Origin of the sequence: Pedobacter endophyticus, assembly GCF_015679185.1 — a bacterium.
Lineage (GTDB): Bacteria > Bacteroidota > Bacteroidia > Sphingobacteriales > Sphingobacteriaceae > Pedobacter > Pedobacter endophyticus.
Map to the genome: position 1 here is coordinate 523,236 of NZ_CP064939.1, position 15,628 is coordinate 538,863.

General features: G+C 42.8%; 9 protein-coding genes and 3 tRNA genes. 4 read left to right on the forward strand and 8 right to left on the reverse strand.

All coding sequences use genetic code 11. The features are described 5' to 3' along the window. Positions 1–300: 300 nt before the first annotated feature. From IZT61_RS02225 to araA, 3 genes are all read left to right on the forward strand, one after another. Complete coding sequence (locus IZT61_RS02225) at positions 301–2,001, forward strand: ribulokinase (protein ID WP_196099579.1); 1,701 nt, start codon at positions 301–303, stop codon at positions 1,999–2,001. Continuing rightward, on the forward strand, positions 1,998–2,699 hold the full coding sequence (locus tag IZT61_RS02230) for an L-ribulose-5-phosphate 4-epimerase (RefSeq protein ID WP_196099580.1): 702 nt from the start codon (positions 1,998–2,000) through the stop codon (positions 2,697–2,699). Before IZT61_RS02225 ends, IZT61_RS02230 begins: the two co-directional genes overlap by 4 nt. A gap of 582 nt (positions 2,700–3,281) precedes the next feature. Continuing rightward, entirely contained in the window at positions 3,282–4,772 is a 1,491-nt protein-coding gene (gene araA, locus IZT61_RS02235; RefSeq protein WP_196099581.1) for an L-arabinose isomerase, read from the forward strand. Positions 4,773–5,469: 697 nt separating this feature from the next. Here araA and IZT61_RS02240 read toward each other — a convergent pair. Next, positions 5,470–6,894: a glycoside hydrolase family 125 protein gene (locus tag IZT61_RS02240; protein ID WP_196099582.1), complete on the reverse strand. Its 1,425-nt coding sequence runs from the start codon at positions 6,892–6,894 to the stop codon at positions 5,470–5,472. A gap of 419 nt (positions 6,895–7,313) precedes the next feature. Between IZT61_RS02240 and IZT61_RS02245 the strand changes: the two genes are divergently transcribed. After that, positions 7,314–7,517 carry a hypothetical protein gene (locus IZT61_RS02245; protein WP_196099583.1) on the forward strand — a complete coding sequence of 68 codons (204 nt, stop codon included), beginning with the start codon at positions 7,314–7,316 and terminating at the stop codon, positions 7,515–7,517. A 16-nt stretch (positions 7,518–7,533) separates the two neighbouring features. Here IZT61_RS02245 and IZT61_RS02250 read toward each other — a convergent pair whose 3' ends face one another. The 7 genes from IZT61_RS02250 to IZT61_RS02280 all read right to left on the reverse strand — a co-directional run bounded on the left by IZT61_RS02250 (position 7,534) and on the right by IZT61_RS02280 (position 15,336). Continuing rightward, entirely contained in the window at positions 7,534–9,819 is a 2,286-nt protein-coding gene (locus IZT61_RS02250) for a GH92 family glycosyl hydrolase (protein WP_230383821.1), read from the reverse strand. Positions 9,820–10,084: 265 nt separating this feature from the next. Then, positions 10,085–11,311: a sugar MFS transporter gene (locus IZT61_RS02255; protein WP_196099584.1), complete on the reverse strand. Its 1,227-nt coding sequence runs from the start codon at positions 11,309–11,311 to the stop codon at positions 10,085–10,087. Between the two features lie 92 nt (positions 11,312–11,403). After that, complete coding sequence (locus IZT61_RS02260) at positions 11,404–12,513, reverse strand: glycoside hydrolase family 130 protein (protein ID WP_196099585.1); 1,110 nt, start codon at positions 12,511–12,513, stop codon at positions 11,404–11,406. 348 nt (positions 12,514–12,861) lie between these two features. Beyond that, a tRNA-Pro gene (locus IZT61_RS02265) sits at positions 12,862–12,935 on the reverse strand. A 55-nt stretch (positions 12,936–12,990) separates the two neighbouring features. Further along, positions 12,991–13,064, reverse strand: a tRNA-Pro gene (locus tag IZT61_RS02270). Positions 13,065–13,162: 98 nt separating this feature from the next. Continuing rightward, a tRNA-Ser gene (locus IZT61_RS02275) sits at positions 13,163–13,249 on the reverse strand. An 80-nt stretch (positions 13,250–13,329) separates the two neighbouring features. After that, positions 13,330–15,336 carry an HD family phosphohydrolase gene (locus IZT61_RS02280; protein ID WP_196101189.1) on the reverse strand — a complete coding sequence of 669 codons (2,007 nt, stop codon included), beginning with the start codon at positions 15,334–15,336 and terminating at the stop codon, positions 13,330–13,332. Positions 15,337–15,628: the final 292 nt, after the last annotated feature.

Below are 15,628 nucleotides of genomic sequence, written 5' to 3' on the forward strand. Positions count from 1 at the left end.
AATGGCGGTGGTTTTTGAGCTGTCTGTACATCCCTTCCGAAGAAGTCGGACGGGAACGCAGAGCCATTGCTTTTAACCCAAACGTTGATAGGGAGAGGTTATAAAAGCAAAAAAATTACCCCTCAGCAGAACAACCTATTTCCGTGTTTTCCCTATTCCGTGGCTAAACTTAAACAATCTAAGCTAACTTACTACACAAATTAACTCCCATCGAAACGCAACAAAAAACCTTTCCTTAAAAATGCAACTAAATTTTTTATTTCAAAAAAATAAACGTTAATTAGACGATTATAAATTGTTATGAGCACAGCAAACTATGTAATTGGCGTAGATTACGGAACGGACTCTGTTCGGTCTGTTTTGGTAAATGCCGAAAACGGCGAAGAAATTTCGGCCTCCGTATTTCTTTATCCCCGATGGAAGAAAGGTTTATACTGCAAACCGTCCATTAATCAGTTCAGGCAGCATCCATTAGATTATATCGAGGGCTTAACCCACACCATTAAAGAATGCCTGGCTAAAGCAGGCGGATCTGAAATTGCTCATTTAGTTAAAGGAATCTCTATTGATACCACGGGCTCCAGTCCCGTTGCGGTTGATGCCTCGGGCACTCCCCTGGCGCTAACACCCGGTTTTGAAGAGAACCCAAATGCTATGTTTGTGCTGTGGAAAGATCATACCGCGGTTAAAGAAGCTGCCGAAATTAACGAGCATGCAACCAAATTCCCGGTCAACTATTTAAAATACGTCGGCGGAATATATTCTTCAGAATGGTTTTGGTCGAAATTGTTGCGCATTTTACGGATAGATTCAGGCATTAAAAATAGCGTACAATCGTGGGTTGAACATTGCGATTGGATTCCATTTTTACTTTGTGGCGGTACTGACGTGTCAAAGATGAAAAGGAGCCGATGTGCCGCGGGCCACAAGGCGTTATGGGCAGAGGAATTTAACGGGTTACCGCCAGAACATTTTTTCAGCAGTCTTGATCCGCTGCTGGCAGGGTTTAGAGACCGATTATTTACTGATACCTACACTTCTGATGTTGCCGCAGGTACCTTGTGCCCCGAATGGGCAGAACAGCTTGGCCTAAGTACTGAGGTTGTTGTAGGCGTGGGCGCATTTGATGCACATATGGGCGCTGTTGGCGGCCAAATTGAACCCTATTATTTAAGCAAAGTAATGGGTACAAGTACCTGCGATATTTTAGTGGCACCAAACCGCGATTTACATGGCAAACTGATCAACGGAATTTGCGGGCAGGTAAATGGATCGGTAATTCCGGGCATGGCCGGTTTAGAGGCCGGGCAATCGGCTTTCGGAGATGTTTACGCCTGGTTTAAAAACTTAATCAGCTGGCCATTAGCTAATTTACTGACCGAATCTGATCTAATAGATGAAGCTACGGCAATTGCGCTAAGAGATGAATTAGAACATAAAATTATTGCGAACCTGAGCAAGCAGGCTGACGCACTGGATGATGAGGATTATGCCGAATTGGCCGTCGACTGGTTAAATGGCCGGAGAACGCCAGACGCTAATCAGGAACTTAAAGGGGCAATAACAGGTTTAGGATTGGGCACTGATGCACCGCGTTTTTTCAGGGCACTGGCCGCCGCAACCTGTTTTGGCGCTAAAGCTATTGTAGATCGTTTTAAGGAACAGGGCGTGCCCGTAAAAGGAATAATTGGGATTGGTGGTGTGGCCAAAAAATCGCCTTATATTATGCAAATGATGGCCGATGTTTTGGAAATGCCGATTCGGATTCACCGCTTTGAGCATACCTGCGCTCTTGGTGCTGCCATGTTTGCGGCCGTTGCGGCGGGTATCTACCCCACCATAGAAGATGCAATGGCGACCATGGGAACCGGTTTCGAAAAGGAATATAAGCCAAATATCAAGAAGCAGAAGATGTACAGAATGCATTACCAGCAATACCTTGGTTTGGGGCGATATTTAGAACGTTACAACAAAAAAGACATCAAACCTTATCTGTCATGAGCAATTACGAAGACATAAAAGAACAAGCTTATCTGGCCAATATGCAGTTGCCAAAACTGGGTTTGGTGCTGTTCACCTTCGGAAACGTAAGTGCCGCTGATCGAAATAAAGGGGTTTTTGCGATCAAGCCAAGCGGTGTTCCGTATGAAGAATTATCTGCTGAGAAGATGGTGATTGTCGATTTTGACGGGAATACCATCGAGGGCGATTTACGACCATCGTCGGATACCAAAACGCACGCCGTTTTGTACAAGCACTGGGAAGATGTTGGCGGCATAGTGCACACCCATTCAACTTACGGAACGGCCTGGGCGCAAGCGCAAAGGGCTATACCAATTTACGGAACCACGCACGCCGACCACTTAACGGTCGATATTCCCTGCGCACCGCCGATGGATGACGCCATGATTAAGGGCAACTACGAATATGAAACTGGTTTTCAGATCATGAATCATTTTGCCGATCTGGGTTTGAGCCACAAAGAGGTAGAAATGATTTTGGTAGGTAATCATGCGCCATTTACGTGGGGCAAAACTGCCGAAAAAGCCGTTTATAACAGCGCAGTTTTGGAGGCCGTGGCACAAATGGCCCTGTTAACGCAGCAAATTAATCCCCAGGCGCCTAAATTGAAGGACTCATTGATAGAAAAGCATTATGAGCGAAAGCATGGTGCAGGAGCCTATTACGGGCAGAAGTAGGTTTGGAGTTTGGAGTTGAGAGTTTGGAGTGTTGGATGCAGAGGTTTCCTGTTTGTGGTGCGATAGCTATCGGATCTGAGCGCAGTGCATGTTCTGATACTTCGGGGAAGAATCTGTTACTAATTAACAGTATTTAGAAATAAGCAGGAACCCTCCGTTCGCAATCCGCCGATGCCATGTAGTTAAGCATGGGGGTGTCAGTCTGTGCGGAGTCGAAGACCTTTTTTATGAAATAAATCTATCAACATCTCCCTTCGGCTGAGCCTGTATTGAGCATTTCGACTACGCTCAATACAAGCTCAAGTCGAAATGCTCAGGTGACATGTTTTTTAGTTTTATCTTAACAAATAACATCGGGCTGGCGCTACTGTCGGTTTAAGATAGAAAGGATTGCCCGAGTAAACTAAACCTGATTATAGTGCGCATTGTGGAACTTTTCCAGGCCGAAAGAAAACGGAAAGCAAGGCTATTGCAAGCGATGAAAAACCACAACCTGCTTCACCAAAAAAGGAACAAAAAAATGGGCAACTGCTGACTGCAATTAACCGATTAAAACGAATAAACAATTAACCTAAATAAAAAATGATTGATTTAAAAAAATTACAAGTTTGGTTCATCACCGGAACACAACATTTATATGGCGATGAAACCCTAAAACAAGTGGCAACGCATGCACAGCAGGTAGCCGATTCGTTAAACGAGAACGGAAATATCTCTGTTTCGGTGGTGTACAAGCCGATTGTGAAAACTACTGAAGAAATTTTTGAAACTTTACAGCAGGCGAATATTGATGAAAATTGCATTGGTGTAATTACGTGGATGCACACTTTCTCGCCCGCTAAAATGTGGATCAGAGGTTTAAACATCTTGCAAAAACCCTTGCTGCATTTACACACGCAGTTTAACCGCGATATTCCGTGGGATAGCATCGACATGGATTTCATGAACCTAAATCAAAGTGCACACGGCGACAGAGAATTTGGCTTTATGGTTTCGCGGATGCGTAAAGACCGCAAGGTGGTGGTTGGCCACTGGCAGGATGAAGAAGTGGCGAAGCAAATTGATGTTTGGGCTCGTGCTGCTGCTGCGTGGAACGATTGGCAAGGTGCCAAGTTCGTTCGTTTTGGCGATAACATGCGCTTCGTAGCCGTAACAGATGGCGATAAAGTTGAAGCAGAAATGAAATTTGGTTTTTCGGTAAATACTTATGGTATAGGCGATTTGGTTGCTGTAATTAATGAAATAAGTGAAGATGCCATTCAAACGCTGCTGAAGGCATACGAGCAGACTTATGAAATGGCTGATGACCTGAAAACTGGCGGCGCCAGACATTCGTCTGTTTATGAAGCTGCAAGAATTGAATTGGGCTTGCGGAAATTTCTTGAGGATGGAGGCTTTAAAGGTTTCTCTGATACCTTCGAAGATTTGCACGGCATGATTCAGTTGCCGGGAATTGCCGCCCAGCGCCTAATGGCCGATGGTTATGGCTTTGCTGGCGAAGGCGATTGGAAAACTGCTGCTTTGGTGCGTGCCTGTAAGGTTATGGGCGCTGGTTTGCCAGGGGGAAATGCATTTATGGAAGATTATACCTACCATTTTGATCCTGCAAATGCAATGGTTTTAGGCTCTCACATGCTCGAAGTAGATGCTTCGTTAGCCAAAGGCAAGGCCAGCCTCGAAGTTCATCCGTTGGGCATTGGTGGCAAGGCCGATCCTGCACGTTTGGTTTTTAATGTTTCTGGTGGCGATGCGCTAAATGCATCTTTAATTGATATGGGCAACCGTTTCCGCTTATTAGTGAACGAAGTAAAGGCCGTTGAAGCCGAACACGATTTGCCTAACCTGCCCGTTGCCCGTGTACTTTGGAAACCGCTTCCGGATATGAAAACCGGCTGTGCAGCATGGATATACGCTGGTGGCGCACACCACACGGCCTATAGCCAAAACCTAACTACCGAGCATCTGTCAGACTTTGCTAACATCGCTGGTTTAGAATATGTAAACATTGGTGCTGATACAAAAATTAACCAATTCAGAAATGAATTGCACTGGAACGAGGTTTTTTATAAATAACGTAGCTAATAACCAAAGAAGTCAAGCTTTAAAAGCTTGACTTCTTTTTGCGTACATCTTAACGCCAATCAACCGATAGCCAACGTCCTTTCGGAAACTTTCCGTTAGTCGAAATTTGCAATCTCGAGTGGAAAAATTGTGGATTTCAAATCCACCGATGATAAAAGCCGAGTCGGGATTACAAAATCCAACCAGCTAGCAGAGCTGGAGGAGAAATCTATTAAACATTTTCTTATAGCTAATAACCAAATAGACTCTCAGAAAACAAGTTCAATTTTAGATTTGTCACGTTGAGCCTATCGAAACGCCCTTTCACGCATTTAGGCTAGTCTTTCTACTACTTGTCCCCACTTTTCGGGAAGCTACCATTAACGTTTTTTGACAACAATACAAAAATCGTCATTTCGAGCGTAGCCGAGAAATCTTTGAACCTAGCGCAAAGATTTCTCCCTCCGTAGGAGCTCCTATGGAGCACTTCGGTCGAAATGACGACTCCTTTTAGAGAAACTCATGCGACTCATTCCGTTTGAAAAATTGTGGATTTCAAATCCACTGAAGATAAAAACTGAGTCGGGATTACAAATCTACGGCTAGCTAGCGGAGAAGTCTGATAAACATTTTCATAACTAATAACAAAGAAGTCAAACTTTTAAAGCTTGACTTCTTTTTCCCGTTGCGCCGCAAATACCTTACGCTATTAGCCGTTCAGTAAATTCGGTTTTTCGTGGTAGGTCTTCCACAGCAGCTCACCGAACAGGGTGTTCGACCATGCAAACCACGATCTGGTAAACTTTGCCGGGTTATCTTTATGAAACGATTCGTGCATAAAGCCTTTTCCGGCATGTGTTTTTTGCAGCGTTTCAATGCAGTATTTAATCTCAGCTTCATTGCTCGAAGTAAGCGCCCTCATGGTAATACTCATTGGCCAAATCATATCCTGACCAGCATGCGGACCGCCTATCCCCTCTGCCGCCGTTCCTTTAAAGAAGTATGGATTGTCTTTAGACAGCGCAAATTTCCGGGTATTTTTATAAATCGGGTCTTCGGCACTCATAGCGCCAAGGTAAGGCAGGCTCAGTAAGCTTGGCACATTAGAATCGTCCATTAAATAAGCACTGCCGAAACCATCAACCTCAAAGGCGTAAACTTTACCGTATTTAGGATGGTTAATTATAGCATGTTTCTGCAAGGCTGCACTTACCTCAGTGGCCAGATTAAGCAGGTTGCTTTCTAAAGCCTTATCAGGGTGCATTGCTTTGATCATTTCTGCAGCTTGTTTTAAGCTCGATACGGCAAAGAAATTCGAGGGCACCAGAAAAGGAAAGATCGTTGCATCATCGCTTGGGCGGAACGCAGAACAAATTAAGCCTACCGGGTTTACAGGGAAACCATATCCGGCCATTGGAAGCGAATCTGTAGGCTGCGTGGTTTCACGTTGAAAATGGTAAGGTCCCTTGTCTGTTTTTCGCTGTTGTTCCTTAAATGTTTTTAAAGTTGCCTCAATGGCCTTTTTCCAATCGGCATCGAAAGGCGCTTTGTCTCCGGTTTTTTTCCAGTAGTTATAGGCCAGCCTGATGGGATAGCATAGAGAATCGATTTCCCATTTGCGCTCATGCACACCGGCCTGCATGTCTGTTTTATCGGTTTTCCATTCGCCTACCTTATTCGGGTCGCCATAAAAAGCATTGGCATACGGATCTTTTAAAACGCATTTGGTTTGATGGATAATTACCCCTGCGATTAGTTTCTTAAGTGGTTCATCTTCGTTAACAAACTGTAAATACGGCCAAACCTGCGCCGAGCTGTCGCGTAGCCACATGGCATCAATATCTCCGGTAATTACATAGGTATCAGGTCTGCCATTTTTTTCCTCGTAATAAACTGTGGTATCGAGTGTATTTGGAAAACAGTTTTCAAAAAGCCATGCCAGTTCGGGATTTTTAACGTTGGCCTGGAAAGTTTTAATTGCCGAATCTACAGCTTTACTCTGGAAATGCCTCTTGCCGGCGGCAACCCGCACAACAGGAAATTCCGGAACCAGATTTGCGGCAAAGGAAAATTTCGACGCGACTACGCCTGCACCAAGCATTCCTGTGCTTTGAATAAATTTTCTTCTTTTCATTATTTATGTGTTATTGAGATTTTTAAGGTTTCCGTTGATGCAATTAACAAGGTTTATGGGCAGAATCAAACCATCGGGTTGGATTTTGATCGCGAACATAATCTGGTTAGAGCTAAACAAATATTAGGATTATTTTGATAACATCAAAATAAAATAGTGATTAAAACGATCGCTAAATCGATTTTGTACAGTATTTGGATCTGGTATTTTCAAGCGGCTAAAGCAATGAAAGGTGAACGATCGTCATTGCCACAAAGGGGCTACTTTGTAGCGAGGCACAACTTGTCCCGATGTTTCTTGTCATATGGACACATCCTTTCCCCCGCTCGTCTTTCCCGCGCAGGCGGGAATCTCAATGCGAAGCATCAAATTTTTGCCCATTAAGATCCCCTACCGATAGCTATCGGTACAAGCTACCAATGACAGATTTAAAATTTGCTCGTCTTTTCGACTGCAGCGCACTTGTACGTTTTCAAAAGAAGCTCTTTAGGGTCAAAATCTATGACAGCGTAAAAAAAACTGTCCTCACAATTCCTGCGTTTTTGCCTCCACAATTGCTCGCAGCACGGTTTCAGCGACAAAAAAAAACCGCCAGCAAAAAGAGCCAGCGGTTTAAACCATAACAATTGGGATGATAGGTTATTTCTTTGGTGTCGCACTCATATAGAACGTCAGTTTACCACCATTTCTTATATCACTATGTTTAATTTGGTGATTAGTAATTTCCTTGCCGTTTAAAAGCACTTTTTTAACATAAACGTTTTTTTCGCTCTGTTTGATTGCTTCAATGGTAAAAGTTTTTCCGTTCTCTAAATTAATCACTGCATTATTTACCAGCGGGCTACCCAGCGAATACACATCAGAACCTGGCGCTACAGGATAAAATCCCATTGCCGAGAACATGTACCAGGCGCTCATTTGGCCACAGTCGTCGTTTCCGCCCAATCCATCCGCAGTAGGTTTGTATTGCATATTTAAAATGTGGCGTATTTGCGCCTGCCCTTTGTAAACTTCATCAGTCCAGTTATATAAGTAAGCCACATGATGCGCAGGCTCGTTTCCGTGAACGTAACCACCGATAATTCCTTCGCGGGTGATATCCTCGGTATGGGCAAAAAATTCATCGGGCAAATGCATGCTGAACAAAGTGTCTAAACGGGCTGCGAACTTCTTTTTACCGCCCATTACTTCAATTAACGAAGCTGGATCGTGAGGTACAAAAAAGCTGTAGTTCCAGCTGTTGCCTTCAATAAAACCCTGTCCTTCCGTATCTTTAGGGTCGAATGTTTTCTTGAAACTACCATCCGCTAAGCGGGGACGCATAAAGCCCGAAGCCTTATCATAATTGTTCCGCCAGTTTTCAGAACGTTTGATAAACTCGTTGTAAACATCCATGCGGTTTAATTTTTTAGCCAGTTGTGCAATCGCCCAATCATCATAGGCATATTCTAATGTATTTGAGACAGATACACCGCTTTTTTCTGCAGGAATGTATCCTTTATCCATGTAATAGCCAATACCCTCATAATCGCGATGTTTTGCAGTTGTAACGCAAGCATCAAGGGCTTTGTTGGCATCGCCCGTGTAAGTCCCCTTTATAATGGCATCAGATAAAACTGAAACACTATGGTAACCGCTCATGCACCAGTTATCGTTGGCATAGTGCGACCAAATGGGTAACATGTGCAGGCTGCTTTGATCAAAGTGAGCCATCATCGATTTGACCATGTCGTTACTGCGCTTTGGCTGCATAATATTAAAGAAAGGATGCAAAGCCCGGTAAGTATCCCACAACGAAAAGGTGGTGTAATTGGTAAAACCATCTGCTTTATGTACACCTTGATCTAACCCTTTATACTCGCCGTTAACGTCGGTGTAAGTAGTCGGGTTTATAAAAGCATGATAAAGGGCGGTATAAAAGTTGATTTTGTTAGTGTTTGATGTGCTTACCTGAATTTTGTTGAGCTCGTTGTTCCATGTAGCTTGGGCCTGGGTTTTTACTTTTTCAAAATCCCATCCCGAAATCTCTGCACGCATATTTTCGAGTGCATTCTCCTGGCTAACTGGAGACAAGGCAAATTTGATCTTTACTTTCTCGCCTTCCTTCGTATCGAAATCAAAATACATCTTCAGCTTTTTACCAGCAATTTCGGGGAAGTTTTGATCCTGGTTAAACTTGCCCCAAAATCCTCTGTACGCCTGCTTGGCATCGTAACTCTTACGGCCATAGTTTTTAAATGGTTTGGAGAAGCTCATGGCGAAGAAAACGGTTCTGGTTCGGGCCCAGCCGTTGGTTTGGCGGTATCCGGTAACCAAGGTATCGTTAACCACACGAACGTAAGTCCAAACGGTTTTCTCGTCGTAGTTATAAATTCCGGCCATGAGATCGAGGATGATGTGCGATTGATCGGATTTTGGGAAGGTGTACTGGTGCATGCCCACCCTATTTGTTGCCGTTAACTCGGCCGTAATGTTATCATCGTCGAGCTTCACTTTATAGTAGCCCGCCTCAGCAGTTTCGTTGGTGTGCGAGTAAGCCGAACGGTAGCCTCCTTTTGGATTGTCGGCCGTACCCGGGTTTAACTGCAGTTTGCCCTGTGTAGGCATAATTAAAAAATCGCCCAAATCTGAATGACCTGTGCCACTAAAATGCGTATGGCTGAAACCCGTTATCGTTTTATCTTCATATTTGTATCCTGCGCAGTATTTGTAAACATCGCCGTTATACTTGCCGTTAACCTCGTACGATATGGTATCGGTTTCGGGGCTTAATTGTACAGCACCAAATGGAACCGTTGCACCGGGATAAGTGTGCCCCATTTTTGATGTGCCTATAATCGGCTTAACGTACTGCACCAAATTCTGCTGTGCCGATGCCAGTAAGGACGAAAGCATAAAACAAGGCAGGATAATCTTTTTGATCATGTTTTAAAAATTAGCTTTTATTTTAAAAATTCTAAGGTATTAATTTAATTGCAAATCTGTAAAAATTCTATAACTAAATCGTTTAATCAACTAAAAAAATACAAAGGTAGTAACTCGAATACTAAAGTGGAAATTAAGGAAGTCCGAAAGTTGGGAGTCTGCAAGTTCGAGATAAAGCGCAGGGCTGATAGTTTACATGCTTTGCGATTAAATAATCTGGTTGGCATAGCCTAGGCCCTTGCGCATTGAGCTTCTACAAAGCCCCTCATTGCCTTGTCGGGGCGCTGAATCTCCATGCAAATAAGAAAATAACAGCGTAACAAACAATTGGCAAATAATACGCTGTTGCAACATCGTGCACGGCAACCAATCCCATCAAAAACGGCAGCACCGCACCTCCAACTACACCCATTGATATAAAGGATGAGGCTTGCTGTGTTCTTTTCCCGAGGTTCTTTATCCCGAGGGTAAAAATAGTGGGGAACATAATGCTGAAAAAGAAATTGATCATGAGTAAGGCGATGAAAGAAATCCATCCCAAATCCTGGGCAACAATTAAACACATCAGTACATTACCGGCTGCAAAAGTGGCGAGCAATTTATTTGGCGAAATAAATGTCATGAGGTATGTTCCTAAGAACCTTCCGGCAAGCATCATGGCCATAAACACGATCATGAAATAGCCGGCTTTCTCATTAGAAAATCCCATTTTTTCGGTGGCGAAATTGATAAAAAAGGCCCATGTTCCTCCCTGCGCTGCTACATTGAAAAACTGTGCTACAACTGCGCATTTGAAGTGAGTATGTGCAAAGAGCGGTTTATCAGGTGCGGTATCCTTGTTTAATCCGTCGGTTGGTAAATCAGCAGTAACATGCGGATCAGTTGTGTCCGGCACTTTAACGAACGAAAACGAAATGGCGATAAGGGTAATTACGATGGCAATTGCCACATATAGCATTTTTACTGAGTCGAGCCCGCCCCCCTTGTTATCGACACCAAAAATGAAGTAAGAACCCAACGCCGGGCCAATTAATGTACCAACTGCATTAAACGACTGTGCAAAATTTACCCTTTGATCGCTGGTTCTTTGATCGCCAAGCGAGGCCATAAAAGGATGTGCAACGGTTTCTAAGGTCGACATGCCGCACCCCAGGATAAACAGCGCAAATCTAAAAAAACCAAATGAAGCCGCATTTGCCGCCGGGAAAAACAGAAAAGAACCAATGGCATATAACGACAAACCAAGCAATACCCCTTTCTTGTACCCGAATTTCTTCATGAAAAGCCCGGCTGGGATTCCCATTACAAAGTAGGCGCCGAAAATGGAAAACTGTACAAGCCCCGATTGTGCCCTCGATACATTTAACACTTCCTGAAAGTGCTTGTTTAGCACATCGCCCATAGTCATGGAGATTCCCCACAAGGCAAACAACGAGGTAACGAAAATTAAGGTAGTCAGGAATCTTTTCTCGGTAAAGGGAACCTTTTGCATAGTTGATTTTGGTTAGATAGTATTATTAATTGCGCTTTCTTCTTTTGACGAAAAAGATCGCAGCGCTTATCATTGCAATTTGCGATAGAAAATTATTTTTTAGCAGGATCATAAATGGCCACCGCCACCCTGCTATCTGCACATCCATAATATAAATACCATTTGTGCTTAAAATAGGCCAAACCTTCGATAAATACGGTTCCGGCGGGATATTGGCCACTTTTTTCGAAAGGTTCAGCCGGAACTAAAAATGGCTTGTCTAATCTCGCAATCAGTTGCCCGGGATTTTCGGCACTGAATAGCGCCTGGCCGGCACAATAGGCATTTGCAGTATAATTTTCATCGCCATTTTTACCGCCTGAGTTTTTGCCGTTGTACATTAACACAATTCCGTTGGAAGTTAATACTGCCGGTGGGCCACATTCTGTAAACTGGCTGTCGAAATAACCTTTTCGGGTTGAGAACAACACTTTTAGATCGCCTTTTTCATCAACGATGGGTGCCCAGTTAACCAAATCATCCGATGTGGCTGCATATACTCTCGCCTCGCCCCAATACATCCAATACTTTCCATTTATTTTGGTTATAACCAGTTTATCGTTAACCAGAGTGGTTACAATGGAGGCCGATTTTGTGGGCAGGTTAAAGAACTTGCCATTATGGGCTTTCCGAAAGGCAGGGCCATTCTTTTTCCAGTGAATTAAATCTTTAGATGTTGCTGCCGCTAATCTCGGCACTTTTTTGTTCCATTGTGTGTAAAGCATAAGGTAAGTCCCATCGGCCGTTACCGCAATCCGTGGATCTTCGCATCCGCCTGTCCATTCAAATTCCTTTTGATCATCATTGCCCGGAAAAACAACCGGTGTTTTTGACCTTTTCATTTTCAATCCGTCTTTGCTTTCTGCCAAACCAATTCTTGAGGTCCTTTTTCCAATTCCTATCCCCGATCTATCTTCGGCACGGTATAAAACATAGATCTTACCATTTTTTACCGTGGCGCCCGGATTGAAAGTGTCATTGCTTTCCCAATCTACCTGCTCTTGCTTTATCGGGTCAAAAAACTTGCTTGTTGTATCGGGCGAAATTACAGGGTTTGCGCCTGGTGGCCTAACAAAGGGACCGAAAGACCAGCTCGGAAGTTTTGTTTGCGCATCGACCTGGATGAAGACAAACAATAAACATAAGGTGAATAGCTTTTTCATGTATTTATGTTGGCAGATAATGTTTTCGATACTTAAAACGGATTTGATCTATTGACCGCATCCTCGCCTTCCAATCAAAAAGCATTACAGCGGTACTGATATTTATATTTGGTTTGATTTTTTAAAAATAGCTATATAAAACGATTTACCAAATTCGTGATGTGTAACAAAAACAAATACGCACTTACAGGTGGATCTTTATCGTTCTTATGCCCGACTTTGGTATGGAAAGAGAAATAGTAGCCGGTCCCTTTTGCTTATTCAGCATGAAGATTTTTTTCAAAAAGCAAAAAAAAACCTCTAAATGCTATATTTAGAGGTTTCAAAAAGAAATTGTATTCTTTTAAGTCGGGATGGCAGGATTCGAACCTACGACCTCCTGCTCCCAAAGCAGGCGCGATACCGGGCTACGCTACATCCCGAACTGTGGTATCACCTTTTTAAAACCTTTTGTTAAAAGTGGTTTTGAACTTTTTGTCGGGATGGCAGGATTCGAACCTACGACCTCCTGCTCCCAAAGCAGGCGCGATACCGGGCTACGCTACATCCCGAACTTGGTATCTTCTTTTTTTAAACCCTTTTTCGAGGGTGGGCAAAGTTATAATTTAATATTTTATAATCACAATGTTTTGCCACTTTTTTATTTCAGCGGAGAGGGCGGGATTCGAACCCGCGGTACCGTTACCAGTACGACAGTTTAGCAAACTGTTCCTTTCGGCCTCTCAGGCACCTCTCCGTTTCCTCAATTTTTTTGTCCTACCGACCTTGTTTTGAGGTCTGCAAATATAGTAAAACAACCTATTCTACAAAAAAAAATTACAAAACTTGTTGATAATCTATTCGCACATGATAGATACTCATGAGCATCGTCTTGAAAATCAATTTGATAGTTTCAATATCTTTTAACGTTAAATCGCAATCATCAAGCTGATTTTGTTCTAATTTGTAGTTAATTATCCGTTCAACGATGTCATTTATGTTCTGCGCATCGGGATTTTTCAGACTTCTTGACGCTGCTTCGACCGAATCGGCAAGCATTAAAACCCCTTGCTCCTTACTAAAAGGTATGGGTCCGGGGTAACGGAAAATGTTCTCGTCGACGAATTTTTCGGGCGTGTTTTTTAAGAAAGATTGATAAAAATAATCTACCCGGGTATTGCCATGATGCGTTCTGATAAAATCGATAATGGCTTCGGGAATTTGATTTTTCCGCAAGATCTCAATTCCCTTATGCACATGCTGAATAATAATCTGTGCACTTTGCTCATAAGGCAACTTATCGTGCGGACTTACCGCGGTGTTTTGATTTTCTATAAAATATTGTGGATTGTCTACTTTGCCAATATCGTGGTACAGCGCCCCTGCCCTTACCAAAACGGAGTTTCCGCCGATTTTAAATATTGCTGCCTCGGCCAAATTGGCTACCTGTAAAGAGTGCTGAAAGGTTCCGGGGGCTTTAAAGGCAAGTTCTCGCAGCAGCCTGTTGTTGGTATTGGTCAATTCAATTAAGGCCACATCAGAGGTGATTCCGAAAATGCGCTCGAACAAATAAATTAATGGATAGGCCAGCAACGATAGCAAAACGCTAAAAATAAAGGGAACGAAGTTGATCCATTCGATCTCTCGGAATGAGCCCTCGCGTAATAAGGCTATGCCTACAAACGCCACAAAGTAGGCGAAAAGGATAAACATGGCTGAAACCAGAAATCGCTCTCTTTTTACAAAATTCTTAATGCTGAATATGGCCACCATGCCTGCTGTAACCTGATAAAATACAAATTCGAAACTATTGGCCACAAAAAAGCCTGCAATAAGTATCACGAGCATATGAAGGTAGAGGGCCAATCGGGTATCGAACAAGATCCGGATAATAATCGGTACCACGCAAAAAGGAATGTAGTACAGGCTCGGAATCTCCAGATTGATGGCCCAGGTAAGTGCCAGCAGCATGCCCGTGGTTACAATTAGTATTAACGAAAGCTGGCGGTTATCGGCAAAAATATCTTTCCTGAATAGAAACAAAAACGACATCAGTATGGCCAGTATAAAGGCTACCAAAACCACCTGCCCCAAATAAACCAGTGCCCGACTGCCGATGGTTTTGGTTTGTGCATCGTAATTGGCCTTGTACGATTCTAGTTTCTGGTAAATCTCCTCGTCTATTACATCATTCTTTGCTACAATCAACTCCCCTTTTTGCACCATTCCACGGGTAGTGGATATGTTGTTTATAGTAGTCTCCTGTATCGTTTGGGTTAATCGTTCGTCAAAAATGATGTTAGGTGTGATGTGATCGAGCGCTAAATTATTGATCAAGTCGGCAATTACCTGGTTCGACGCCTTAAATGTGTCCTTAAAATGGTTTAAGGCCGATTCGGCGGTGTATACATCCTGTGTGTTCACTTTCCGCGAAACGTTATTTTGTACCAAAGAGAAATCGTAATTCTTATCTCCCGCCTGGTGTTTAACATTTAAGCCAATAATTCCCTTTTGATAAATAGCTTGCAGGATCTTGTACGCCTGTGTTCTATAGTTGAGCCTATCTTTCTCGCCCAGCTGGGTTGATTTCCACTTGATGTCAAATTCATTCAAAAATTCCTCAAGCGAATTTTCCATCACGTCGCTTTCAAACTGATACACCGGAAGAATATCTTTCAATGCATTTTTCTTATCGATACTAACCTGTGGGTTGGTTTTTAATATCGCAAAGCTAAAGGGCGAAATCAAATCCTTGTTCTTCCACACCGTATTCTTTTCAAACTCGTACCTAAACCGTGGTTGTTTCGGTAAAAAGAGCGTAATGATGAAGACAGTAAATATCATCATCACATATTTTAGATTGGATGAATACTTACGATAAAGGATTTTGTGTGAATTTCTTTTGATTTTTGCCAAAGCGATAAAATTATTGTGCTTTCAAAATTAACATTTTTATCTAATAACTTGAATTCGTTATTGTTCAACGCTTACTGCTTAGTTGTTTTAACTGCTTAATTGGTGAATTGTTTGATTGATGAATTGCTTAATTGCTAATTCCCAACTGAAAACTGCTAATTCCCAACTGAAAACTGAAAACCGCCAACTGAAAATATTTGTAAATACCAAAACTTTTATT

What these genes read in the sequence shown, in the direction of transcription:
- IZT61_RS02225 (WP_196099579.1), top strand. Translation starts at nt 301, where the DNA reads ATGAGCACAGCAAACTATGTAATTGGCGTAGATTACGGAACGGACTCT.
- IZT61_RS02230 (WP_196099580.1), top strand. Translation starts at nt 1,998, where the DNA reads ATGAGCAATTACGAAGACATAAAAGAACAAGCTTATCTGGCCAATATG.
- araA (WP_196099581.1), top strand. Translation starts at nt 3,282, where the DNA reads ATGATTGATTTAAAAAAATTACAAGTTTGGTTCATCACCGGAACACAA.
- IZT61_RS02240 (WP_196099582.1), bottom strand. Translation starts at nt 6,894, where the DNA reads ATGAAAAGAAGAAAATTTATTCAAAGCACAGGAATGCTTGGTGCAGGC.
- IZT61_RS02245 (WP_196099583.1), top strand. Translation starts at nt 7,314, where the DNA reads ATGACAGATTTAAAATTTGCTCGTCTTTTCGACTGCAGCGCACTTGTA.
- IZT61_RS02250 (WP_230383821.1), bottom strand. Translation starts at nt 9,819, where the DNA reads ATGATCAAAAAGATTATCCTGCCTTGTTTTATGCTTTCGTCCTTACTG.
- IZT61_RS02255 (WP_196099584.1), bottom strand. Translation starts at nt 11,311, where the DNA reads ATGCAAAAGGTTCCCTTTACCGAGAAAAGATTCCTGACTACCTTAATT.
- IZT61_RS02260 (WP_196099585.1), bottom strand. Translation starts at nt 12,513, where the DNA reads ATGAAAAAGCTATTCACCTTATGTTTATTGTTTGTCTTCATCCAGGTC.
- IZT61_RS02280 (WP_196101189.1), bottom strand. Translation starts at nt 15,336, where the DNA reads ATGATATTTACTGTCTTCATCATTACGCTCTTTTTACCGAAACAACCA.